The organism is Nocardia sp. CA-145437 (genome assembly GCF_050956485.1).
Classification (GTDB): Bacteria; Actinomycetota; Actinomycetes; order Mycobacteriales; family Mycobacteriaceae; genus Nocardia.
This window is the reverse complement of sequence record NZ_CP191204.1, coordinates 919,109-940,514: the sequence shown is the minus strand read 5'-3', so window position 1 is coordinate 940,514 and position 21,406 is coordinate 919,109. Positions and strand designations below refer to the sequence as shown.

General features: G+C 65.7%; 28 protein-coding genes. 5 read left to right on the top strand and 23 right to left on the bottom strand.

Features of this window, described 5'->3' with window-relative positions; translation table 11 throughout:
• Positions 1 to 68 precede the first annotated feature (68 nt).
• The 17 genes from map to ACQPYY_RS04145 form a co-directional block, all read right to left on the bottom strand.
• Complete coding sequence (gene map / locus ACQPYY_RS04225; RefSeq protein ID WP_379105099.1) at positions 69 to 869, bottom strand: type I methionyl aminopeptidase; 801 nt, start codon at positions 867 to 869, stop codon at positions 69 to 71.
• Entirely contained in the window at positions 870 to 1,415 is a 546-nt protein-coding gene (locus ACQPYY_RS04220; RefSeq protein ID WP_357285167.1) for an adenylate kinase, read from the bottom strand.
• Positions 1,412 to 2,731, bottom strand: coding sequence for a preprotein translocase subunit SecY (secY, locus tag ACQPYY_RS04215; RefSeq protein ID WP_357089100.1), 1,320 nt, complete (start codon positions 2,729 to 2,731; stop codon positions 1,412 to 1,414). Before secY ends, ACQPYY_RS04220 begins: the two co-directional genes overlap by 4 nt.
• A 154-nt stretch (positions 2,732 to 2,885) precedes the next feature.
• Positions 2,886 to 3,329 carry a 50S ribosomal protein L15 gene (gene rplO, locus ACQPYY_RS04210; RefSeq protein ID WP_357285164.1) on the bottom strand — a complete coding sequence of 148 codons (444 nt, stop codon included), beginning with the start codon at positions 3,327 to 3,329 and terminating at the stop codon, positions 2,886 to 2,888.
• Between the two features lie 2 nt (positions 3,330 to 3,331).
• Positions 3,332 to 3,511 (bottom strand): 50S ribosomal protein L30, encoded by a 180-nt coding sequence (gene rpmD, locus ACQPYY_RS04205; RefSeq protein WP_040804320.1) that lies wholly within the window; start codon positions 3,509 to 3,511, stop codon positions 3,332 to 3,334.
• A 1-nt stretch (position 3,512) separates the two neighbouring features.
• Positions 3,513 to 4,157: a 30S ribosomal protein S5 gene (rpsE, locus tag ACQPYY_RS04200; protein WP_433592805.1), complete on the bottom strand. Its 645-nt coding sequence runs from the start codon at positions 4,155 to 4,157 to the stop codon at positions 3,513 to 3,515.
• A gap of 31 nt (positions 4,158 to 4,188) precedes the next feature.
• Positions 4,189 to 4,596 carry a 50S ribosomal protein L18 gene (gene rplR, locus ACQPYY_RS04195; protein WP_357089108.1) on the bottom strand — a complete coding sequence of 136 codons (408 nt, stop codon included), beginning with the start codon at positions 4,594 to 4,596 and terminating at the stop codon, positions 4,189 to 4,191.
• 3 nt (positions 4,597 to 4,599) lie between these two features.
• The gene (gene rplF / locus ACQPYY_RS04190) at positions 4,600 to 5,139 is read right to left on the bottom strand and encodes a 50S ribosomal protein L6 (protein WP_033087353.1); all 540 of its coding nucleotides are present in this window, start codon (positions 5,137 to 5,139) and stop codon (positions 4,600 to 4,602) included.
• A 14-nt stretch (positions 5,140 to 5,153) separates the two neighbouring features.
• Positions 5,154 to 5,552: a 30S ribosomal protein S8 gene (rpsH, locus tag ACQPYY_RS04185; RefSeq protein WP_213558035.1), complete on the bottom strand. Its 399-nt coding sequence runs from the start codon at positions 5,550 to 5,552 to the stop codon at positions 5,154 to 5,156.
• Between the two features lie 231 nt (positions 5,553 to 5,783).
• Positions 5,784 to 6,563, bottom strand: a complete 780-nt coding sequence (locus ACQPYY_RS04180) for an LppU/SCO3897 family protein (RefSeq protein WP_433592804.1) — start codon at positions 6,561 to 6,563, stop codon at positions 5,784 to 5,786.
• A 109-nt stretch (positions 6,564 to 6,672) separates the two neighbouring features.
• Positions 6,673 to 7,209 (bottom strand): hypothetical protein, encoded by a 537-nt coding sequence (locus tag ACQPYY_RS04175; protein ID WP_433592803.1) that lies wholly within the window; start codon positions 7,207 to 7,209, stop codon positions 6,673 to 6,675.
• A 26-nt stretch (positions 7,210 to 7,235) separates the two neighbouring features.
• Positions 7,236 to 7,733 (bottom strand): hypothetical protein, encoded by a 498-nt coding sequence (locus ACQPYY_RS04170; RefSeq protein WP_433592802.1) that lies wholly within the window; start codon positions 7,731 to 7,733, stop codon positions 7,236 to 7,238.
• A gap of 4 nt (positions 7,734 to 7,737) precedes the next feature.
• Complete coding sequence (locus tag ACQPYY_RS04165) at positions 7,738 to 8,799, bottom strand: DUF6973 domain-containing protein (protein ID WP_433592801.1); 1,062 nt, start codon at positions 8,797 to 8,799, stop codon at positions 7,738 to 7,740.
• A gap of 183 nt (positions 8,800 to 8,982) precedes the next feature.
• On the bottom strand, positions 8,983 to 9,297 hold the full coding sequence (locus tag ACQPYY_RS04160; RefSeq protein ID WP_433592800.1) for a hypothetical protein: 315 nt from the start codon (positions 9,295 to 9,297) through the stop codon (positions 8,983 to 8,985).
• Between the two features lie 4 nt (positions 9,298 to 9,301).
• On the bottom strand, positions 9,302 to 9,658 hold the full coding sequence (locus ACQPYY_RS04155; RefSeq protein WP_433592799.1) for a YbaB/EbfC family nucleoid-associated protein: 357 nt from the start codon (positions 9,656 to 9,658) through the stop codon (positions 9,302 to 9,304).
• A gap of 62 nt (positions 9,659 to 9,720) precedes the next feature.
• The gene (locus ACQPYY_RS04150) at positions 9,721 to 10,182 is read right to left on the bottom strand and encodes a PPOX class F420-dependent oxidoreductase (RefSeq protein WP_433592798.1); all 462 of its coding nucleotides are present in this window, start codon (positions 10,180 to 10,182) and stop codon (positions 9,721 to 9,723) included.
• Positions 10,183 to 10,255: 73 nt separating this feature from the next.
• Positions 10,256 to 11,008: a helix-turn-helix transcriptional regulator gene (locus tag ACQPYY_RS04145; protein WP_433592797.1), complete on the bottom strand. Its 753-nt coding sequence runs from the start codon at positions 11,006 to 11,008 to the stop codon at positions 10,256 to 10,258.
• A 388-nt stretch (positions 11,009 to 11,396) separates the two neighbouring features.
• On the opposite strand from ACQPYY_RS04145, the gene ACQPYY_RS04140 reads away from it, so the two are divergent.
• Entirely contained in the window at positions 11,397 to 11,603 is a 207-nt protein-coding gene (locus tag ACQPYY_RS04140) for a hypothetical protein (RefSeq protein WP_433592796.1), read from the top strand.
• 92 nt (positions 11,604 to 11,695) lie between these two features.
• Positions 11,696 to 12,169 carry an SRPBCC family protein gene (locus tag ACQPYY_RS04135; RefSeq protein WP_433592795.1) on the top strand — a complete coding sequence of 158 codons (474 nt, stop codon included), beginning with the start codon at positions 11,696 to 11,698 and terminating at the stop codon, positions 12,167 to 12,169.
• 199 nt (positions 12,170 to 12,368) lie between these two features.
• On the opposite strand, the gene ACQPYY_RS04130 is transcribed toward ACQPYY_RS04135, so the two are convergent.
• Entirely contained in the window at positions 12,369 to 13,973 is a 1,605-nt protein-coding gene (locus ACQPYY_RS04130; RefSeq protein WP_433592794.1) for an alpha/beta fold hydrolase, read from the bottom strand.
• A gap of 417 nt (positions 13,974 to 14,390) precedes the next feature.
• On the opposite strand from ACQPYY_RS04130, the gene ACQPYY_RS04125 reads away from it, so the two are divergent.
• A complete protein-coding gene (locus ACQPYY_RS04125; RefSeq protein WP_379105082.1) occupies positions 14,391 to 14,999 on the top strand; it encodes a hypothetical protein in 609 nt (202 codons plus the stop codon).
• Positions 15,000 to 15,133: 134 nt separating this feature from the next.
• Here ACQPYY_RS04125 and ACQPYY_RS04120 read toward each other — a convergent pair whose 3' ends face one another.
• Genes ACQPYY_RS04120 through rplN form a run of 4 tightly spaced genes read right to left on the bottom strand, consistent with a single transcriptional unit; the run spans position 15,134 to position 16,576 of the window.
• A complete protein-coding gene (locus tag ACQPYY_RS04120; RefSeq protein WP_029923637.1) occupies positions 15,134 to 15,319 on the bottom strand; it encodes a type Z 30S ribosomal protein S14 in 186 nt (61 codons plus the stop codon).
• A gap of 3 nt (positions 15,320 to 15,322) precedes the next feature.
• Positions 15,323 to 15,889, bottom strand: a complete 567-nt coding sequence (gene rplE / locus ACQPYY_RS04115; protein ID WP_040855261.1) for a 50S ribosomal protein L5 — start codon at positions 15,887 to 15,889, stop codon at positions 15,323 to 15,325.
• A gap of 1 nt (position 15,890) precedes the next feature.
• Entirely contained in the window at positions 15,891 to 16,205 is a 315-nt protein-coding gene (gene rplX / locus ACQPYY_RS04110; protein WP_357089127.1) for a 50S ribosomal protein L24, read from the bottom strand.
• 2 nt (positions 16,206 to 16,207) lie between these two features.
• A complete protein-coding gene (rplN, locus tag ACQPYY_RS04105; protein ID WP_033090674.1) occupies positions 16,208 to 16,576 on the bottom strand; it encodes a 50S ribosomal protein L14 in 369 nt (122 codons plus the stop codon).
• A 301-nt stretch (positions 16,577 to 16,877) separates the two neighbouring features.
• Here rplN and ACQPYY_RS04100 point away from each other — a divergent pair, with 301 nt between their 5' ends.
• Together ACQPYY_RS04100 and ACQPYY_RS04095 are read left to right on the top strand one after the other, a co-directional pair.
• Complete coding sequence (locus tag ACQPYY_RS04100) at positions 16,878 to 18,926, top strand: M13 family metallopeptidase (RefSeq protein ID WP_433592793.1); 2,049 nt, start codon at positions 16,878 to 16,880, stop codon at positions 18,924 to 18,926.
• A gap of 77 nt (positions 18,927 to 19,003) precedes the next feature.
• A complete protein-coding gene (locus ACQPYY_RS04095) occupies positions 19,004 to 21,040 on the top strand; it encodes a M13 family metallopeptidase (RefSeq protein WP_379105077.1) in 2,037 nt (678 codons plus the stop codon).
• A gap of 19 nt (positions 21,041 to 21,059) precedes the next feature.
• Here the strand turns inward: ACQPYY_RS04095 and ACQPYY_RS04090 are convergent, their stop codons facing one another.
• On the bottom strand, positions 21,060 to 21,395 hold the full coding sequence (locus ACQPYY_RS04090) for an MmcQ/YjbR family DNA-binding protein (RefSeq protein WP_357285126.1): 336 nt from the start codon (positions 21,393 to 21,395) through the stop codon (positions 21,060 to 21,062).
• Positions 21,396 to 21,406: the final 11 nt, after the last annotated feature.

Here is a 21,406-nt window from a genome sequence, read left to right as displayed (position 1 = left end):
CCCGCGCAAACGACCGCACCCGCCGCGGCGAGGCCGAGGCGGGTGCGGAAGCGGATTGCGGCGGAGGGTTACTCCGGGCGGAGAGTCAGGATGCGGGGACCGTTCTCGGTCACCGCGACCGTGTGCTCCCAGTGCGCGGCACGGGAACCGTCGTCGGTGACGACAGTCCAATGATCGTCCAGCTCATGGGTTTCCGTGGTGCCGAGGGTGAGCATGGGCTCGATGGCCAGGACCGAGCCGACGCGCAGCTCGGGACCCTTGCCGGGAGCGCCCTCATTCGGCAGGAAGGGGTCCATGTGCATCTCACGGCCGATGGCGTGACCGCCGTAGCCGGCGACGATGCCGTACTTGCGGCCGTGCAACTTCTCCGCGGCGTAAGTGCCCTGCTCGATGGCGTGCGAGACGTCCGAAAGGCGGTTGCCGGGGATCATGGCGGCGATGCCGGCCTCCATCGAGAGCTTGGTCGCCTCGCTGAGCAGGCGGTCCGCCTCGATGATGGTGCCGACGCCGAAGGTCCACGCCGAGTCGCCGTGCCAGCCGTCGAGGATGGCGCCGCAGTCGATGGAGACCAGATCGCCCTCGGACAGGATGTCGCCCTTGGACGGGATGCCGTGCACCACACGATCGTTCACCGACGAGCAGATCGAACCCGGGAAGCCGTGGTAGCCCTTGAACGACGGGATCGCGTTGGCCTCACGGATGACCTGCTCGGCCACCTCGTCCAGCTCCAGGGTCGAAACCCCGGGCTTGGCGGCAGCGCGCACCGCCACCAGCGCGCGGCCGACGATAGCGCCGGCCGCCGCCATGGCATCCAGTTCACCGGCGGTGCGGAAAGGCACCACCCGCTTGCTCTTACGGCCGAAGACCATTCAGCGACCCAGGGCCTTGAGCGCGTTCGCGTTGACGTCCTCGATCTCGCCGACGCCCTCGACCGACACGACCTGGCCGTCGTAGTGCACCAGCAGCGGCTCGGTCTCCTCGCGGTAGACGCGCATGCGGTTGCGAATGACCTCTTCGGTGTCGTCGCCGCGGCCGCGGGCCAGCATGCGCTCGACCACCACGTCCTCGTCGACCACGAAGGACAGCACGGCGTCGAGCTCCTTGCCCATGCCCTTCAGCATCTTCTCCAGCGCCTCGGCCTGATCCACGGTGCGCGGGTAGCCGTCCAGGATGAAGCCGTTGACGGCGTCCGGCTCGGCGATACGGGCCTCGACCATGCGGTTGGTCACGTCCGACGGCACCAGGTTGCCGGCGTCGATGTACCCCTGGGCTTCCTTGCCCAGCGCGGTCTGCTGGTCGATGTTCGTGCGAAACAGGGCTCCAGTGGAGATGTGCGGAACACCGAGCTTTTCCGACAACAGTTCGGCCTGGGTGCCTTTACCGGCGCCCGGCGGTCCGAGCAGTACGAGTCTCACTTCAGGAACCCTTCGTAGTTTCGGTTCATCAACTGGCTCTCGATTTGCTTCACGGTATCGAGGCCGACGCTCACAATGATCAGCACCGCGGTACCACCGAACGGCAGATTCGTCACGCCGCCGGAGGCCCCGATCCCGAGGAGCAGGTTCGGCAGAACAGCGACAGCACCGAGGTAGATGGAGCCGGGGAGGGTGATCCGGCTCAGGACATAGTTCAGGTAATCGGCGGTCGGCTTGCCCGGCCGGTAGCCCGGGATGAAGCCGCCGAACTTCTTCATCTCGTCCGCGCGCTCCTCCGGGTTGAAGGTGATCGCGACGTAGAAGTAGGTGAAGAACACGATCAGGGCGAAGTAGATCGCCACATAGACCGGGTTGCTCGGGTTGACCAGATACTTCTGGATCAGCTCCTGCCACTTGGCCGGATTGCCCGTGCTCTTCTGGGTCAGCTGCGCCAGCAGGTTCGGCAGGTACAGCAGCGAGGACGCGAAGATCACCGGGATGACACCCGCCTGGTTGACCTTCAGCGGCAGATAGGTCGAGGAACCGCCGTACATCTTCCGGCCGACCACGCGCTTGGCGTACTGCACCGGAATCCGGCGCTGGCCCTGCTCCACGAAGATGACGCCGACGATGACCACCAGGGCGGCCGCGCAGACCAGGGCGAAGATGCCCACGCCGCGGCTGTCCCAGATCATCTTGCCCTCGGAGGGGATGCGGGCGGCGATACCCGCGAAGATCAACAGCGACATGCCGTTACCGATGCCGCGCTCGGTGATCTGCTCGCCGAACCACATGACCAGGGCCGCGCCCGCGGTCATGACCAGCACGATGATGATCATGCCGAAGATAGAGGTGTCGTCGAGAATGTCCTTGGGGCAGCCACGCAGCAGCTGACCGCGGGAGGCGAGCGCGACCAGACCGGTCGACTGCAGGATCGCCAGCGCCACGGACAGATAGCGCGTGTACTGGGTCATCTTGTTCTGACCCGCTTGACCCTCTTTTCGCAGTTCCTCGAACCGCGGGATCACGACGGTCAACAGCTGGATGATGATGCTGGCCGTGATGTACGGCATGATGCCGATCGCGAACACGGACAGCTGCAGCAGCGCGCCGCCGGAGAAGAGGTTGATCAGCTGGTAGATGCCGGCGGAGTCACCGCCGTTGACCAGATTGACGCACTCTTGAACGTTCTTGTAACTGACGCCCGGCGAAGGCAGCGACGCACCGAGCCGGTAGAGCGCGATCAGTCCCAGCGTGAAGAGAATCTTCCGCCGTAAGTCCGGGGTCCGGAAAGCCGACACGAAGGCGGAAAGCACAGATCCTCCTGGCTAACGACATAGGTCAGGCCACGGATTCAGCGAAAGAACGCCGAGAACCATGACGGGGTGTTGGCAGACAACACTTGAACTTTAACAGCGGCACCGGGCGAGCTCGCGACTCGCCCGGTGCCGTTGCTACTTCAGGTTACCGTCAGGCCAGCTCGGTGGCAGTGCCACCCGCCGCGGCGATCTTCTCCTTGGCGGAGCCGGAGAACTTGTCGGCCGAAACCTGCACGGCCACAGCGATTTCGCCCTCGCCGAGCACCTTCACGAGCTCGTTCTTGCGAACAAGGCCGTTGGCGACCAGCTCGGCCTTGCCGATGGTTCCGCCCTGAGGGAACACGCGGGCGATGTCACCGACGTTCACGACCTGGTACTCGGTGCGGAACGGGTTGGTGAAGCCCTTGAGCTTGGGCAGACGCATGTGAATCGGCATCTGACCGCCCTCGAAGCGGACGGGGACGTTCTTGCGAGCCTTCGTACCCTTGGTACCGCGGCCCGCGGTCTTACCCTTGGAGCCCTCACCGCGACCCACACGGGTCTTCTCGGTCTTGGCACCCGGGGCAGGACGCAGGTGATGCAACTTGATGGTCATGCTTAGACCTCCTCAACTTCCACGAGGTGGCGCACGACGTTGATCAGGCCGCGGTTCTGCGCGTTGTCCTCACGCGTCACGGACTGGCGGATCTTGCGCAGCCCGAGGGTGCGCAGCGACTCGCGCTGATTCGCCTTGGCGCCGATGCTGGACTTGACCTGGGTCACTTTCAGCTGTGCCATATCAGACTCCCTGTCCCGCGCGCGCACGCAGCATGCCGGCCGGGGCCACGTCCTCGATCGGCAGGCCACGACGGGCCGCGACCTCTTCGGGACGCTGCAGCATCTTCAGAGCCGCAACCGTGGCGTGCACGACGTTGATGGCGTTGTCGCTACCGAGCGACTTGGCCAGAACATCATGGATGCCGGCGCACTCCAGAACGGCACGGCACGCGCCACCGGCGATCACACCGGTACCGGGCGAAGCCGGACGCAGCATGACGACACCGGCAGCCGCCTCACCCTGAACCGGGTGGGTGACCGTGGAGCCGATCATCGGAACGCGGAAGAAGTTCTTGCGAGCCTCTTCGACACCCTTCTGGATGGCCGCGGGAACTTCCTTGGCCTTGCCGTAGCCAACGCCGACGAGACCGTTGCCGTCACCGACGATCACGAGGGCGGTGAAGCTGAAGCGACGACCACCCTTCACGACCTTGGAGACGCGGTTGATCGCGACGACGCGCTCGAGCTGGTTCTTCTCGGCGGCATTGTCCCGACGATTGTCGTCGCGACGGCCACGACCGCCACCACGCTGATCGCGGTTGTCGCTGCCACTGTTCTGTCCGGCGGGACCGTTGTTTCCGCCGTCACGCCGCTGACGTCCCGGCATCAGACGTTCCCTTCGTTCGCAGTGTTGATCATCAGAACTTCAGCCCACCTTCACGGGCGGCGTCGGCGAGAGCCGCGATACGGCCGTGGTAGTCGTGACCACCACGGTCGAACACGACCGCCTCGACGCCGGCAGCCTTGGCGCGGGCGGCGATGAGCTCGCCGACCTTGGCGCCCTTGGCGGACTTGTCACCCTCGAGCGCACGCACATCGGCCTCGATGGTCGACGCGGCGGCAATGGTCTTGCCGGCCGAATCGTCGATCAGCTGGGCGTGCAGGTGGCGCGCGGAGCGGTTGACCACCAGGCGCGGACGCTCGGTGGTGCCGACGACCTTCTTGCGCAGACGGAAGTGACGACGCGTCTTCGACAGGCGGCGCGAGGTCGAGGCGTCCTTGCCGATCGGCTTACGAGCGGCCTTCTGCTTTTCGGTTTGTGCCATGGCTTACTTACCCGTCTTTCCGACCTTGCGGCGAACGACCTCGCCGGCGTAGCGGATGCCCTTGCCCTTGTACGGATCGGGCTTACGCAGGCCGTGGATCACCGCGGCGATCTGGCCGACCTTCTGCTTGTCGATGCCGGACACCGAGAACTTGGTCGGGGACTCCACCGCGAAGGTGATGCCCTCGGGGGCGTCGACCGGAACCGGGTGGCTGTAACCCAGGGCGAACTCGAGGTTCGAGCCCTTGGCAGCGACGCGGTAACCGACGCCGAAGATTTCCATCTTCTTCTCGTAACCCTTGGTGACGCCCTCGATCATGTTGCTGATCAGGGTGCGGGTCAGGCCGTGCAGCGAGCGGTTCTGACGCTCGTCGTTCGGACGAACGACCTCGAGCTCACCGGACTCAGCCCGGGCGACGGTGATCGGCTCGGCGACAACGTGGGACAGGGTGCCCTTGGAACCCTTGACCGTCACGTTCTGGCCGTCGATGGTCACCTCGACGCCGGCGGGAACCGGGATCGGCTTCTTACCGATACGCGACATTGTTCCTACCTCCCTTACCAGACGTAGGCGAGGACTTCGCCGCCCACGCCCTGCTGCTTGGCCTGACGGTCAGTGAGCAGACCGGAGGACGTGGAGATAATCGCCACGCCGAGGCCGCCGAGCACCTTGGGCAGGTTGGTGGACTTCGCGTAAACCCGGAGGCCCGGCTTCGACACGCGGCGCACACCCTGCAGGGAGCGCTCACGGCTCGGGCCGTACTTCAGGTCGACGATCAGGTTCTTGCCGACGGGCGCATCTTCGACGCGGAAGTCGGCGATGTAGCCCTCGCGCTTGAGGATCTCGGCGATGTTCACCTTGAGCTTCGAGTGCGGCGCCTTCACCTGATCGTGGTACGCCGAGTTGGCGTTGCGCAGACGGGTCAAGAAGTCTGCGATGGGATCAGTCATGGTCATGTGTTTGACCGGTACCTTCCTGCCGCGGTTCCCATTCAGCACCGTCTGAGATCGGCGGTCGTGGGCCTACGACAATTCGGGGCGGTCCAGCCGGGAACGCCCGACCGGATGATTCGCTTGTGCTGCGGAGCAACGCCGCACGCGAGAACGCGTGCGGACACAGCTGTGCCCGAGCAACCGGTCTAGTGTAGACAACCCCTGATCAGCGACCAAATCGAGGTCCGCGTCACATCAACGGGGCGATCCGAGGCAGTAGACCTTCGGCATGATCTCGCCGGCCTGTTGATAGGAGTAGCTGGCGATGGAGCCAGTGACGCGGTCGCAGAAGGATTTGTCGAGCACCGAGCTGAGGATCTTGTACTTCGCGTCGGGCGCGGTGCAGCCGGTGATCTCGACGTCGTTGGCGCCGGTCTTCTTCAGGCAGTCGCCGACCTTCGCGTTGTCGATCGTGCGGGTCGCGTCGGAATCCTTTGCGATCAAACAGAATACGATGCCGGTCCCGAACGCGCCGATACCCTTCTTCGCCTTGAGCAGGTAGCTGTACGTGGTCTGCGTGCCCGCGACGCTCTTGCACGCCGAATCCGTCATGAACTCGGAGCCGTCGGGGCGGGCCAGGACACGATAGACAGCGGTCGGGTCGGTGCACGCCACCTTCTGCACGGCACTGCCCTGGGTATCGGTGAGGCAATCACCCTTCTGAGCCGCATTCGCCGCGTGAGCCGGATCAGCACCCTTGATCCCGACGCAGATCGACCCACTGCCCTTGTCCGTATATACGTACTCGGTACCCGGCACATCCACGCACCGGTTGTGGGCCTTGCCGCTGCCGGCGCGGTCGAGCACCACGAAGCCCACGTCCGATGCCGAGCACGACACCTTGTCGAAGCCCTCGTCACCGGACTTCTTCAGGCAGTCGCCCTGCGAGACATTGTTCGCGGAGCCATCGATGAGCCCACACCCTGTTGTGAACAGAGCCAACAACACCGCCGCCACGGCCAGCACCCAGCGCATACGGAACCCACCCCCGATTAGAAACCGTCATTTCCGACGAATCGTCACGCTAGCGCGCCGGTGCCGCGACGGCCAATCGCGGCGGCGGTCAACCCATCCGGGCGGGCGCTCACTTGATCTGGGTCCACAACCACCAGCTGACATACAGATCATCGAATGTTCGTCCCGGCGATGAGGCCTCGACCAGCATTGTCTGGCCCTCGAGTTCCGTGCCCGGGCAGGAGGCCATGACGAAGTTGGCCGATGAGTCGGTAGGGCGCAGGAGAGCCATTGAGCCACCGGGGGTTTCGCGCTCGCGAACACGAACCGTATGGGCGTCGAGGTAGGTCTTCAGATCGGCCGGATTCGCGTATTCGGTGAACACGGTTGTGAGGTCGTTGGGGTCGTCGCAGATGATCTGCCGGACCGGAACCGGATCTCCCGGCCGCACGGCAATGGAACCCACAGCCGCACAGTGGGCCCCGGCCCACCCCGTGCCGCTCGGTTTCGACGGAAGCATCTGGTAGAACGACGTCACGAGAGGCCAGTAGTCGCCCCACGATTCGGTCTTCTCCTCCGGCACGGGCTGCACCAAGTGCGAGAGTTTCCAGCAGACTCCGGCGATGCCAAGCCCGATCACCGCCGACACCATCAGTGTCACGGACATGATCAGAACAGTGAGCCGGCGGGACGTCACGCCGGAGCGAGCCCCGGACCGCTGACGGCCAACTGGGTCTGAGGCGTCAGCGTCGTACCGGTCCGCAGATTGAGCGGCGCGGAATCAGCACGCCAGTCGACCCGCTGCACCGGGACACGGTCCTTGAAGAAGAGATAGAACCCTTCGGGAACCGGTTCCCTCACCGCGGGAAGGTCTTTCCAGCAGTACCCGGGTGTTTGCGTCAACCCGTTCAGCACGGGCTCGCGGGTGCTCGAATGCACATCCGCCATGAGATCCCAGCCGTCGGCCCAACCGGCCGCGCGGGTGAGGTCTTCCATCCGAGCGGGCTGTCTGTCGCGCTTGGCGCGCTGCATCTCCGCGAGCAGCGCGACACTCGATCCGAGTGGCTCCCTGAGCTCGGTGAGGTCGAACTCGCCCGCGCAGCTCTGCGTACTCGAATCATGCGAGACGACAGAACACGCACCGGCCATCGGCACGATGAGGGCGATCAACGCGAGACGCATAATCTTCATCGGATCAGAACTTTCCACGAGGCAATGGAATGTCGGCTCCGGCAATGACGGCGGTATCCATCACCGGGATATTGCTCTTCGCGAGCTGAGGAGCCCCACCGTCCGGGGACGCGGCGATAACCACCATCCGACCGTTGTCGATCGACTCGATGATCTTCGCTTTCAGCTGTTCGGGAGTGGCACCCGGGTTTTGGCTCGCGATGATCCGTCCCTGTTCGTTGTTGTAGAGGTCCATCGCCTCACGAGCCGGTGGGTTGCCCGCGGTCTTCTCGTGCGCGGTCGCATACTTCGTGGTCCAGTCCTCGCCGAACTCCTGGCTCATGCGCGCGTTCCAATACGAGTGACGCAAGGCGTCCGCCTGACCATCGGCGGTCGAACTGGCCTTCTCCTGGGTGTATTTGTTCGCGCTCGGATCCTTGCCTCCGCCGAGGGCTTCCGCTTCGTTCTTGATTTCGAAGAACTTCAGTGCATTGGCCGGATTCCCACCGTGGAGCGGATTGGCGAGCTCGTCCAATGCTGCGGCTTCCTCGCCGGTCATCTCGATGGGTTCCAGGTCGGGGTACTTCAGCCTCAGGATGTTCAGGAGGGTGTTGTCGGGCCAGAGCGTGGTACCGGACGTCGACACGGCTGTCTGGTAGTCCTTCAGGATTCGAGCCAGATCCGCGTCCGTCGGCATCCCGACCACTGCCAGCTTCACCGAGTCGGTCAGCGTCTCGAGACAGCGCGCCACCGCCTGCGCGGCGAGCTTGTCGATCTCCTTGACGTCGTAGAACGCCTGGGTGAGATCACCGCCCAAGGACATCTGGGCCGCCGTCTTCAGCGCGACCGCGGCGGCGCCGTACGGGGAGGTGCTGGTCGCGGTCTCCCAGTTGGACTTTCGCGACTGCACGTCACCGGTGGTGTCCTTGTAGAACAGATCCCACTTCGATTCCTTGACCTCCTCGACCACGGACCGCAGCGTGGCGATCTTGACCGCGAGTTCGTGGTTCGCGTCGTCGACGACCCGGGCCATGGTCCGGTACGAGTCGGCCGTCGTGGTGCCGTCGGTCTTGAACTTGGCGGACACTGTTTTGCGCGCCCTGACCGGCCTGGTCGCCGAAGTAGTCGCCTGACTTCTGCACCTTGCCGTCGGCGTCGGTGACCTGCTGTTCCAGGGTGGTCGCCGCCTGCTGCACCTTCGCGACCACCAGACTGAGCGCCGACGGGTCCCAGGCCAGCACCTCCGAGATCTTGAGTTTGTCGTCGTCGGTCATTTGATCGCCTTGAACGCGTCGGCGTTGATCGCTTCGGTCTTGTCGATGGCGTTGGCGGCCCCGTCCGTCGCGTCGGCGAACTCACGGAGTCGCTTGGCGTGCAGGGCGAGAACGCGATCCATGGCCTTCAGCGATTCCTCGGTCCGGGTCGCCAGGTCGCAGTGCGGCATCTTGGTCCGCGCCGATTCGCGGTCGTTGATGGCGACGCCGCTACGGCCTTCCGCGCCGCCCTCCGCGAGCTTCGCGATGGCCTCCGCCGCGGTCCGCTGGTCGGTGGCGAGCTGCCGCATCTTCGCGGTATCGAATTGCACGGGCTCAGATCCCGAACGTGATGCGAAGGGGCGCAGGCTCTTCCCAATCCTGGGCGGCGGGAGCCTGGGCGGCGGGTGCGGCCGTGCGCCGGGCGTTCGCCTCCAGCTGCGCGTGGACGCGAGCGGCTTCGGCCTCGGCGCGCTGCCGGGCGGTGCGGTGGCACTGCACGATGACCCCGGCGAGCCGGTCCGCATCAGCGCTCATGGCGTACGGGGAGATTCGCAGATCCGTGATCGCCCCATAGGCGTCCGATTCGACGATGACCAGCCCCTCCGACGCCTGAGCGCGTCCTCGCACCTGAAGGATCGCATCATCGACCTGTCTGATCTTCTCCGCCAGCAGATCCAGGTCTTCGGCCATCGATTCCCCCTCAACCCCGTAATGGGGCACCGTAACTGGACCGATGCCCTACACGAGCAAACCTACAGGACCCGGCCGTCGGGGAGGATTCCTGGGCGGAAGGGTTCGACGCCGATGGTGCGGTGGATGCGGTCGGGGAGGATGAGGACCGCGACCCGGGTCTCGCCGTCGATCAGCCAGGGGAAGGTTTCGGCGTTCAGGTACTTCTGCGCCAGACGGTCCATGATGTGGATCGCTTTCTGGCCCTCGATGAATCCGACTGCGCGGCCGCGGATTTCGACTCGGTCGTAGGGCTGGTCCGGGTCGAAGCTGGAGAGGGAGAGGCGGGGGTCGCGGCGGAGGTTTTGTTCCTTGACGCGGCCCACGGAGGTGTTCATCACGATGTGCTCTGTGCCGTCGACGGTTTCGAGGCCGACCCACATGGGGGTCAGCTGGGGGGAGCCGTCCTCGTTCAGGGTGCCGACCGTCCAGAAACGGGGCTCCTCGAGCCATTTGCGGACGTCCCCAACAACTTCCACCGGCATGGCTGTGCGTCCTTCCACTCGAGCGACCTCGAGTGTAGGTCGGGGACGGGCGCGGATCGGGAATCTTCGGAGATCAGGTCGCGGGGGCGGTGGGAAAGCACATGGCCAGCCAGCCCGAGGCGGCGGGGATCAGGGATTCGCGCCACGCCGTCATGGTCGCGGTGGCCGGGGACCAGACGCGGCGATCGCTGTCGGGGCGGCGGACGTAGACGTCGCCGGCGGCCCAGAAGCGGCGGAAATCCGGGTGACGGCCGGACAACTCCCGGACGATATCGGCGGTGACGCTGGTGTTCTCGGTGGCCCCGAGGGCCGGGGCAGCCACGTAATAGTGGCGCAGGATGCCCACCATGTACGCGGCCTCGGTCTGCCAGTCCGGGAACACCAGCCGGGAACGGGGATCGCCGAACAGCCAGTGGGCGATGCTGGGCGCCTCGGCGATACCGGGCATCAGACGGCGGTACTGGTCGTTCGCGGCGGCCACACCCCAATTCACCACCCAGGCAGCGGGAATCGAGGTGAGCTGGTCGAGCAGCGCCGACATGTCGGCGGCGGAGGCGGCCTCACCGAGCGCGAAACCGGGGCGGCCGCCCAGGGCGCGCAGATGCTCACGCTCGTGCTCGTTGTCGCAGACGGCGTCGGCCAGCGCCGACAACGCGCGGTCCCCCACGCTGACCTTGTCGCCCTGCTCGAGTTTCTGCACGGTGCCGATACCGAGGTGGGCGTGCTGCGCGAACTCACGCTGGGTCCAGCCTCGACGCAACCGCAGGCGCTTCACGAACGCCGCCAGCGTCGGCATTTCGACGTCGACCCCATTGTCGAACTGCATGTGTGAACCCTTTGCGGCCGTGCGAGATTGAGCTCCCCCGAATTGGGGGTAGAGCGCCCGACGCTACCACCAGGTTGGGACAGCTCCCGATCTTGCTCCCGGGATCGGCCGATTGACAGGATTGACCCTCGGTGGCGCCCTGGCCGCCATTGGAGGGGAGGGCCAGGTCGTCCCGAATCGTCCGGGTCAACGGGGACCTGAACGCCGCGAGCCCCACCGAGACGAACCTCGGTGCGGGCTCGCGGTCTCGGATCGAAAGTAGCTGCGCCGATACCGATTCGAATCGGCCGCGCAATCGGTCATCACGGATCCGCTTTCGCCGGAATCGATGAGCTCGCGCCCGGCACTGCTAGGCTCCCCGGTCTGACGATGGGGGAAGGACCGGCTCATGCCCGGAATGATGGGGACGCCAACCGATCCCTCCCTGCCGCCGACCGCCCTCGCGACCCTGCGGCCGACCACCACCACACCGGCCCCGAGCACCACGGTCCCGGCGACCACCACGCCCGCGGACACCGAACCAACCGATGTGGCGATCTGCCTGGATCCGGAAACCGATGTCCGGGTCGACGATGGCCCCGGTCGCGGCAGCTGAAGCGATTAATTCGAGTGGTTCGCGTCGTCCAATGTTTCGAGGCCGCACCGACGCGGCCCGGGATCGAGAAACTCGAGAGACAGGACGAGACGATGAGCAACCCGGAAACCACCTTCACCGCCGAGCCCGACAGCCATGTGGCCACCACCGTCGCCCTGATCGACGCGCCCAAGGCCGCCGTGTACCGCGCCTACACCGAAGCGGACCTGATGGTGCGCTGGTGGGGGCCGCGCGAGCTCACCAGCAAAGTCGAGCGGTTCGAGCCGGTGACGGGCGGATCGTGGCACATCGTGCACGTCGATCCCGCGGGCAACGAATACGGATTCCGCGGCGTCTACCACGAGGTCAGCGCCGACCGGATCGTGAACACCTTCGAGTTCGACGGCACGCCCGGACACGTGTGCCTGGAATCGGTCACCTTCGACGAGGAAGACGGCAAGACGCGGGTGACGTCACTGTCGGTGTTCCAGTCCGTCGCGGATCGGGACGGCATGGCGGCCTCGGGGATGGCGGAATTCGCGCCGATCGGGATGGCGCAGCTGCAGGAGGTAGCCGCCGGCCTGTGACCGCCTGCGGCACACTGCCGAAGTCCCCCACCGGGAGACATATCTCGGTGGGGGACTTCGGCTTTGGAGCCGTTCAGCTCACCGCGAGCCGGGCGCCGGGCGACTCCTGGACGCCCGCGAGTTCGCCGTGGTGGGCCACATCGCGCAGGAATCGAATGCCAGGCCAGCGGCGGTTGCGGTACGGCCCGGTTATACGTGCCTACTCGAGTGGTGTGGTGGGCGCGCAGGTGCGGTCTTCCGCCGGGAAGGTTCCATCGCCGAAGTAGCGGTTGGTGGTGTCGAGGATGCAGGTGCTCAGACCCGGGCGCAGCACCATGTGGATCCTGGTGTCGGTCAAGGTGATCAAGCGTGACCCCGACATCTGCTGGTGGAGTGCTACGGCATGGGGGTAGGGCGTCCGGTTGTCGCCGGTGGCCTGCAGGATCAGTGCGGGCACGGCGTTGTCGACCACGGTCGGCGGTTCCGGGGGCGGTGACCAGAACGCGCAGGGTTGAATATTGTTGGCCAGTGCGGCGAAGATCGGCTGGCTCGGACGCGCCGCCTGGATCGCGTTCCAATACCAGGCGGGGTCGGCGGGCATCGGTGCGTCCGCACACCAGATCTGCACCATCACCGAATCCTCACCTTGCTTCTCGGCCTCGATCTGCTGGTGCAGCTGTGGGGGCACCTGCGGCGTGCGTCCGTCGGCCGCGTCGGTGACGGCCCGTACCGATGACGCCAGAGCCTCGTTCAATCGCGCGTCCCGCAACATCGTCCACAGCAGGTTCGGCAGGAGATGATCGTCGAAACCGAAGCCCTCGACCACGATCGGCGACAGCGACGCACGGTCGATCAGGTCCTCGACTCCACGACGTACCGCGGTCGCGGAGTCGCCGAGGTGGTACTGCTGGTCACGAGCGGCGACCCAGCCGGCCCAGTCGTCGAAGGCCGCTTCCACCGCCGGCCCCCAGTCCTGCTGCAACCCCAGCCAGTAGCGCCGCGGATCGATGACACTGTCGAGCACCATGCGATCGGATCGATCGGGGAACAGCTGGGCGTAGACCGCACCCAGATAGGTCCCGTAGGACACGCCGTAATAGCTGATGCGGTCCTCACTCAGTGCGGCACGGATCACGTCCATGTCGCGGGCGGTGTTGCGAGTGCTGAGCTGCCGCATCCAGTCCCGATCGCCCACCAGGCAATCGGCGGCCAGCTGTGCCTGCAGGACTGTTTCGGCGACGAATCCGGGGAACCCGACACCGGCCGAGCGGATCGAGCCGGCGACCGGCCATCCGCACCGCTGGTGCCGCCCGGAACGGGCGACTCCCCGCGGGTCGAATCCGATCAGGTCATAGTGGCTCAGCACATCCGGTTCGAGAACATCACCGACGAGATCGAACGCATCGAGCCCAGGCGTGCCCGGTCCGCCCGAGTTGGTCAGCAGCACACCGCGACGGTGTGCCATGTCGCGGGCCGGGATCCGCGAGACCGCAATGGTGATGCTCGGCCCGTCCGGCCTGCCGTAATCGAGTGGCACGGTGACATCCGTGCAGGCCGCACCCTCCGCCGTCAGGGCCGCGTCCTCGCATGTACGCCAGTCGAGATGTTGCTGATGAAAGCGCGCCAACGGATCTCCCGGTTCAGCGCCCGCGACACCCGAAGCAGAGGCCGCCGTGACCGCGAGTACGGCGACGATCACCGTCGCGACAACACCCCACACATCATTCAGCGAACTTCGGGGGCGACGCTCAGGGGACGTGATCGCGTACGGATCTCCAACACCCACGAGGACAAGACCTTTCAGCAAGTCGAGATCGAATCGCACCGGGAGCCACCGCCGCCAACCACCCAGCCGCGCAGAAATCAGTCCGGGTCAACCGCAAATCCGGGCAATTCCGGGAAACCCACGGAATTCTGCGGCCTCGGCCACGTATTTCGCGGTGGGTTGGCGAACCGAGTTTAGCGTCCGATCACGGAATGGCCGGCCAGGCGAAAAGTCGCGCCGAAACCGGTACCCCCAGCACATCCGAAACCCTGCCCGTAACCACCCTTTTCGGATAAATCGTCACATTTGGTGCGCCGGGCGTGGCAACGACCAAATCCGAGCGGTTCAGTATTTCCGGACACCGCCGGCGAGTAAGGTGTCCCACTGCGTGTGGCGTACCACACACCGGCGAATTCGACGCCTAAGGTCTGGTGCGGTCCGCCCCATCAGGGGCAGCTGAGTGGAGGGATTCGAAGAGTGAAGTTCGAGAAGATCACCGCTGTCGTTTTCATGGCCATCTCGGCCGTGGGAATTACCGCGGCAACCGCCCATGCAGAGCCGGCTGTCGCCGAGCAGCCGGCTGCGGCGGGCATCATTTCCGGTCTGGATCATGAAATCGGCTACCAGATCACCATTTCGCCAGTCGACAAGGTCATCACGACCACCGTTCAGAATGGCAAGTTCGAGATGGCGCGGAACGGCGCGGTGGTGCTCGAGTCCGGCAACGGAGCGGCGATGACCGAAATGCCGCAACAGTTCGCCGTCGACGGGCGTTCGATTCCGCTCGTGCAGCACATCGGTGCGGACGGCCGCACCTTGACGCTGACACCGACCCCAACAGCGGAAGATACCGCGCAACTGAAGAACATCAGCTCCTACGACCGCCTGAAGGAACAGATCGACAAAAACCTGCCCGGCGTCGTCACCGGTGCCATTGTGGGCGGCCTCCTCGGGGCGTGCGTGTTCCTGCTGTGGGGGCTCACCATTCCCGTGGGTGCGCTGATCGGCGCAACCATCGGCGGATACGTCACGGGCGGCCCGGAGTTCCTCGACGCCGTAACAGCGTGGGTCACCGCCCAGCCGTGATCACCGGCGGGGTCAACTGGTCGGGGAGCAGCTGCGAGAAATGAGGGTCGACGACAATGCCGAAGGCCCCCACCGGGACGAATCACGGTGGGGGCCTTCGGGTGTGGAGTTGTCAGCTCACGAGGAGCTTCGGCTCACCAGGACGACTTGTGGACGCCCGGGAGCTCGCCGCGGTGGGCCATCTCGCGCAGGCACACGCGGCACAGGCCGAACTTGCGGTACACAGCGTGCGGACGACCGCAGCGCTGGCAGCGGGTGTAGGCGCGCACCGCGAACTTCGGCTTGGCGTTGGCCTTGTTGATCAGAGCCTTCTTAGCCATGGATCAGTTCTCCTTGAACGGGAAGCCGAGGGCCTTCAGCAGGGCGCGGCCTTCTTCGTTGTTGGTCGCGGTGGTCACCACGGTGATGTCCATACCACGCGGACGGTCGATCTTGTCGACGTCGATCTCGTGGAACATCGACTGCTCGGAGAGACCGAAGGTGTAGTTGCCGTGGCCGTCGAACTGCTTCGGCGAGAGACCGCGGAAGTCGCGGATACGCGGAAGAGCGATCGAGATCAGACGGTCCAGGAACTCCCACATGCGGTCGCCGCGCAGGGTGACCTTCGCGCCGATCGGCATGCCCTCACGCAGCTTGAACTGCGCGATGGACTTGGTGGCCTTGCGGATCTCGGGCTTCTGGCCGGTGATCAGGGTGAGGTCGGCGACCGCACCGTTGATCAGCTTCGCGTCACGGGCGGCGTCACCGACACCCATGTTCACGACGACCTTCACGACGCCCGGGATCTGCATCACGTTGGCGTAGTTGAACTCGTTGTTCAGGGCCGGCTTGATTTCCTCGCGGTAGCGGGTCTTCAGGCGGGGCTGAACCTTGTTCTCGGTAGAAGTCATCTCAGATGTCCTTCCCGTTGCGACGGGAGATGCGGACCCGCTTGCCGTTCTCATCGGTGCGGTAGCCCACGCGGGTCGGCTTGCCGTCGGAGTCGACGACCATCACGTTGGAGGCCTGGATCGGCGCTTCCTGGGTGACGATGCCGCCCGAGCTGGCGCCACGCTGGTTCGCGGAATCCGCGACGTGCTTCTTGATGCGGTTCACGCCCTCGACGAGGACCTTGCCGGTCGCCGGGAAGGCCTGGATGACCTTGCCCTTGGCGCCCTTGTCCTTGCCCGAGATCACGATGACCGTGTCGCCCTTGTGCACCTTCATGGTTACAGCACCTCCGGGGCCAGCGAGACGATCTTCATGAAGCGCTTCTCACGCAGCTCACGGCCGACCGGGCCGAAGATGCGGGTGCCACGCGGATCGTTGTCCGCCTTGATGAGCACCGCGGCGTTCTCGTCGAACTTGATGTACGAGCCATCCGGGCGACGACGCTCCTTGACGGTGCGCACGACGACGGCCTTGACGACCTCGCCCTTCTTGACGTTGCCGCCGGGGATGGCGTCCTTGACAGTGGCGACGATGATGTCACCGATGCCGGCATAGCGACGCGACGAACCACCGAGCACGCGGATGCAGAGGATTTCCTTCGCACCCGTGTTGTCGGCGACGCGCAGTCGCGACTCCTGCTGAATCACTTCAGCTCCTCCTAGACCTGGACGAAATGCACGCCGGATTGCCGACCCGACGGGCATGGTCAGTTGCCCTGCGACGCGCGCCTGCCAGCGGTTTTTCACCGAACTGGGAGAACAACCACCGTGGGTTCGCGGCCGAAGTGCGGGCATAGCTCCCGCAGGCAACCGCAACAGTCTAACGAAGGCCCAGGTCGTACCCAAATCAGGGGGTTCGGCGCGGATTCAGGGGTTCCTCAGCCGGGTCCACTAGCGTCGGCTCGAGCAACGTACGAGCAATCCGATTATCCGGTAGAGGAGATTCGCGTTGACTTCCGAGCGTCCTGCTCTCGACCGCCGTGGCTTCCTGATCGCGCTGGGGCTGGTGCCCGCCGCGGCCGTGCTGGCCTCCTGCAACAAGAACGACGCCAAGGCCGGGAAACCGGCCTCGCTCATCGGGCCCGATATGGCCGGATCGGATCCGGCGATCCGGCCGCAGGACGACCTGTACCGGTTCGTCAACGGGAAATGGCTGCGCGAGTACCAGCTGCCGCCGGACAAGGTGTCCTTCGGCACCTTCGACGAGGTGCAGGAACGAGTGGAGCAGCAGCTCAAGGAGATCATCGAGGGTATCCGCGACCCGAAGGGCGGATCCGACGCGCAGCGGATCCGCGACCTCTACGACGGGCGCATGGACAAGGACGTCATCGAGCAGCTCGGCATCACACCGCTCAACGATCTGTTCGAGCAGATCGACCGGGCCGCGACCAAGGCCGAACTGGCCAAGGTGATGGGCGCGCTGCCCGGGGTCGGATTGATCGGGATCGGGGTGGGGCCCGACCCGAAGGACTCCAACGCCTATCTGGCCGAGGTCTCGCAGGCGGGGCTCGGGCTGGACGAGCAGTACTACCGCAAGCCCGAGAACGCCGACAAGCTCGCCAAGTACCGGACCTATATGCAGCGCATCGCGGCGGGCGCCGGGTTCGCCGACCCCACCGCCCTGGCCGACCGGGTGGTCGACCTGGAGAAACGAATCGCCGGATTCCATTGGGACAATGTGAAACTGCGCGACACCGACGCCACCTACAACCTGACGACGTGGGCGGACCTGACCGCGCTGGGGCCGCAATTCGATTGGGACCCTTGGCTGGCGGGCACCACCGACCGGCCCAAGGACCTGTTCGGCAAGGTCAATGTGGGCGAGCCGTCGTTCATCACGGGCGCGGCGCAACTGTGGGCCGAGGTCGACATCCCCGCCTGGCGTGACTATCTGAAGCTGGCGCTGGTGCGCGGCTTCGCCACCTATCTGCCCAAGGCCATCGCCGATCCGAACTTCGACTTCTTCGGCCGGGAGATGGCGGGCCTGCAGCAGCGGCCCGAACTGTGGAAGTCCGCGGTGTCCACGGTGAACGAGACGGTCGGCGAGGCGCTCGGAAAACTGTACGTGGACAAGCACTTCCCGCCCGAGGCCAAGAAGCGGGCGCTGGAGATGGTCGACGATCTGCGCGCGGCCTACCGGGACAACTTCAAGAACTCGTCCTGGATGTCGGCGCCCACCCGGGCGGCGGCCATCGCCAAGCTGGACAAGATCGACGCCAAGATCGGCTACCCGGACAAATGGGAGGACTACGGCAAGCTCACCGTCACCCGCGACCGGTTGATCGAATCCCTGCGCGCCTCCGCGGCCTTCGACGCCAAGCGCATGTTCGACCGGCTGGGGACGCCTGTGGACAAGTCGGAGTGGGGCATGCCGCCGCAGACGGTGAACGCCTACTACAACCCCAGCGGCAACGAGATCGTCTTCCCCGCGGCATTCCTGCAGCCGCCGTTCTTCGACCCGAACGCCGCGCCCGCCGTGAACTACGGTGCGGGCGGCGCGGTCATCGGCCACGAGATCGGGCACGGCTTCGACGATCAGGGCGCGAGGTACGACGGGGACGGCAACCTGAAGGACTGGTGGACCCCGGAGGACAAGGCCGCCTTCCAGGCCAAGACCGAGCAGCTCATCGCGCAGTACAACGCGCTGGTGCCGGAGGGTCTGCCCGCCGATCAGCACGTGAACGGTGAGCTGACCGTCGGAGAGAACCTGGCCGACCTGCGCGGACTGGAGATCTCGCTGGCCGCGTACCGCATGGCGCAGGAGCGCGCGGGGACCGCGACGCCCGACTACAAGCCGATGTTCGAATCCTGGGGCCGGACCTGGCGGACCAAGATGACCGACCAGTCGCTGGAACAGCAGCTCGCCAATGATCCGCACTCGCCCCCGGAGTTCCGATCCAACCAGGTGGTGCGCAATCTCGGCGAGTTCTACAGCACCTACGACGTGAAGGAAGGCGACAAAGCGTTCCTGCCGCCGGACCAGCGCGTCACCCTCTGAGCTCGCGACACCCCGCGCGGGGCTGCCTTCCCCGGTAGCCTCGCGTCGGTATCGCAGCTTCACGAGAGGTAGTGCCTGTGACTTCGTCGGGTTCGGCGCGCTTGGATCGCCGCGCATTCCTGATCGCCCTCGGGCTGGTTCCGGCCGCGGCCGCCTTGGCCTCCTGTAGCAAGGATTCGACGGCGAAAACGGTGACGGGGCCGGATCTCTCGGGAGCGGACGAGGCGGTCCGGGTGCAGGACGACCTGTACCGGTACGTCAACGGCAAGTGGCTGCGGGAGTACCAGCTGCCGCCGGACAAGCCCGCCTTCGGTGCGATCAGCGAGGCCAACGAGCGCACGCTGAACCAGTTGCGGGAGATCATCGACGGGATCAAGGACCCGGAACCGGGTTCGGACGCGCAGAAGATCCGCGACCTCTACGACGCGCGCGTCGACTGGGACACCGTCGAGAAGCTCGGGATGCAGCCGCTGCAGGAGCTGTTCGACCAGGTCGACAAGGCCGCGACCAAGCCCGATCTGGCGAAGGTGATGGGCGCGTTGCCGATCGGCGGGCTGATCGGGATCGGCGTCAGCATCGACCGCAAGAACTCCAACGCCTACATCCCCGGGATCTCGCAGTCCGGGCTCGGGCTGGAGGAGGACTACTACAGCAAACCGCAGTACGCCGAGAAGCTGAAGGGGTATCGGGTCTACCTGGAAGCGATCGCCAAGGGCGCCGGGTTCGCCGATCCGAGCGGAATGGCGCAGCGGATCCTCGACCTGGAGACCCGCATCGCGGCCGTCTTCTGGGATCGGGTGCGCCGCCGCGACGCCGACGCCTCCTACAACCGCATGACCTGGCAGCAGCTGACCGAACTCGGCCGCGGCTTCGACTTCGAGCCGTGGCTGGCCGGATGCACCGACCGGCCCAAGGACCTGTTCGCGGAAGTGGTGGTCGCGCAGCCGTCCTACATCACCGCGGCCGGGCAGATCTGGGCCGACACCGATATCGCGATCTGGCGCGACTATCTGAAGCTGTCGGTGGTTCGGGCCTACGCGCCCTACCTGCCGATCGCGATCAACGACGCCTACTTCCAGTTCGCCGGGCGGGTCATGCGCGGACAGCAGGAGCGGCAGGAACGCTGGAAGTACGGCGTCAACCTGGTGAACTCCTCGCTGCCGGAATCGCTGGGAAAGCTGTACGTGGACAAGCATTTCCCGGCCTCGGCCAAGGACGAGGTCAAGCGGATGGTGGACGATCTGCTGAACGCCTACCGGGAGAACTTCCGCGCCTCGGCCTGGATGACGCAGCCCACCCGGGACGCGGCCCTGGCCAAACTGGACAAGATGCGAGTCAAGATCGGGTACCCGGACAAGTGGGACGATTACTCGAAGCTGACCGTCACCCGCGGCAAGCTCGTCCAATCCCTGCTCGCCATCAACGCGTTCAACAACAAGAAGGACTGGGACCGGCTCGGCAAGCCGGTCGACAAGTCCGAGTGGGGCATGAGCCCGCAGACCGTCAACGCGTATTACTCGCCGCCCAACAACGAGATCGTCTTCCCCGCCGCGTATCTGCAGCCGCCGTACTTCGACAAGGACGCGCAGCTGGCGGTGAACTTCGGCGCGGTCGGCGCGACCATCGGCCACGAGATCGGACACGGGTTCGACGATCAGGGCCGCAAGTACGACGGCGACGGCAATCTGCGGGACTGGTGGACGCCGGAGGACAAGGCCGCCTTCGAAGCCCGCGCGGCCAAGGTGGTCGCCCAGTACGACGGCCTGGTCCCCGAGGGGGTGTCGCCCGAGAACAAGGTGAACGGCAAACTCACGCTCGGTGAGAACCTGGCCGACCTGCGCGGACTCCAGATCGCCCTGGCCGCCTACCGGCTCGCCGAGAAGCGCGCCGGCAATGACAACCCGGATTACCGCACCATGTTCCTGTCCTGGGCCCGGGGCTGGCGTGCGAAGCAGACCCCCGAGCTCACCGCCGAGGGTCTCTCCGACACCCACTCCCCCGACGAATTCCGCTGCAACCAGGTCGTCCGCAACCTGCCGGAGTTCTACAGCACGTTCGGCGTCACCTCCGGCGACAAGCTCTTCCTGCCCGAGGACCAGCGCGTCACCTTCTGACCCGCGCGGACCCGGCCGCTCAGGCCGGGTCCGTCAACTCCCGGGGCGCGGCCTGCCGCCACGAGTCGGTGACGATGGCCTCCAGCTCGTCGCGATCGTCCAAGGCCGCCAGGCGAACCCGGACCCAGGCGTTGCCCGCCTCGTGCGGGGCGATCCAGAACTTGTCCGGCTCGGCCCGCACCAGTTCGTCGCGGTCGGCGATCGGGCATCGGACGGCCATCGAGGTCTCGTTCTCCGGCAGGGTCAGGAACAGTTTCCCCGCGACCCGGAAGGTCGGCATCTGCCATTCGAACTGCTCGGCGGTGCGCGCCAGCGAAAGCGCCACCGCCCGAACATCATCCCCGGTCACCGTCATGCGATCGATCC

Excerpts from the sequence above, each read along its gene's own strand:
- rplE (WP_040855261.1), bottom strand. The coding sequence starts at position 15,889 with ATGACTTCTACCGAGAACAAGGTTCAGCCCCGCCTGAAGACCCGCTAC.
- ACQPYY_RS04155 (WP_433592799.1), bottom strand. The coding sequence starts at position 9,658 with ATGGCCGAAGACCTGGATCTGCTGGCGGAGAAGATCAGACAGGTCGAT.
- rplX (WP_357089127.1), bottom strand. The coding sequence starts at position 16,205 with ATGAAGGTGCACAAGGGCGACACGGTCATCGTGATCTCGGGCAAGGAC.
- ACQPYY_RS04170 (WP_433592802.1), bottom strand. The coding sequence starts at position 7,733 with ATGAAGATTATGCGTCTCGCGTTGATCGCCCTCATCGTGCCGATGGCC.
- map (WP_379105099.1), bottom strand. The coding sequence starts at position 869 with ATGGTCTTCGGCCGTAAGAGCAAGCGGGTGGTGCCTTTCCGCACCGCC.
- rplO (WP_357285164.1), bottom strand. The coding sequence starts at position 3,329 with ATGACCATCAAGTTGCATCACCTGCGTCCTGCCCCGGGTGCCAAGACC.
- ACQPYY_RS04120 (WP_029923637.1), bottom strand. The coding sequence starts at position 15,319 with ATGGCTAAGAAGGCTCTGATCAACAAGGCCAACGCCAAGCCGAAGTTC.
- ACQPYY_RS04140 (WP_433592796.1), top strand. The coding sequence starts at position 11,397 with ATGCCCGGAATGATGGGGACGCCAACCGATCCCTCCCTGCCGCCGACC.
- ACQPYY_RS04180 (WP_433592804.1), bottom strand. The coding sequence starts at position 6,563 with ATGCGCTGGGTGCTGGCCGTGGCGGCGGTGTTGTTGGCTCTGTTCACA.
- rpsH (WP_213558035.1), bottom strand. The coding sequence starts at position 5,552 with ATGACCATGACTGATCCCATCGCAGACTTCTTGACCCGTCTGCGCAAC.
- ACQPYY_RS04175 (WP_433592803.1), bottom strand. The coding sequence starts at position 7,209 with ATGTCCGTGACACTGATGGTGTCGGCGGTGATCGGGCTTGGCATCGCC.
- rplR (WP_357089108.1), bottom strand. The coding sequence starts at position 4,596 with ATGGCACAAACCGAAAAGCAGAAGGCCGCTCGTAAGCCGATCGGCAAG.
- ACQPYY_RS04150 (WP_433592798.1), bottom strand. The coding sequence starts at position 10,182 with ATGCCGGTGGAAGTTGTTGGGGACGTCCGCAAATGGCTCGAGGAGCCC.
- ACQPYY_RS04135 (WP_433592795.1), top strand. The coding sequence starts at position 11,696 with ATGAGCAACCCGGAAACCACCTTCACCGCCGAGCCCGACAGCCATGTG.
- ACQPYY_RS04145 (WP_433592797.1), bottom strand. The coding sequence starts at position 11,008 with ATGCAGTTCGACAATGGGGTCGACGTCGAAATGCCGACGCTGGCGGCG.
- ACQPYY_RS04090 (WP_357285126.1), bottom strand. The coding sequence starts at position 21,395 with ATGACGGTGACCGGGGATGATGTTCGGGCGGTGGCGCTTTCGCTGGCG.
- rpsE (WP_433592805.1), bottom strand. The coding sequence starts at position 4,157 with ATGCCGGGACGTCAGCGGCGTGACGGCGGAAACAACGGTCCCGCCGGA.
- rpmD (WP_040804320.1), bottom strand. The coding sequence starts at position 3,511 with ATGGCACAGCTGAAAGTGACCCAGGTCAAGTCCAGCATCGGCGCCAAG.
- rplF (WP_033087353.1), bottom strand. The coding sequence starts at position 5,139 with ATGTCGCGTATCGGTAAGAAGCCGATCCCGGTTCCCGCCGGCGTCGAG.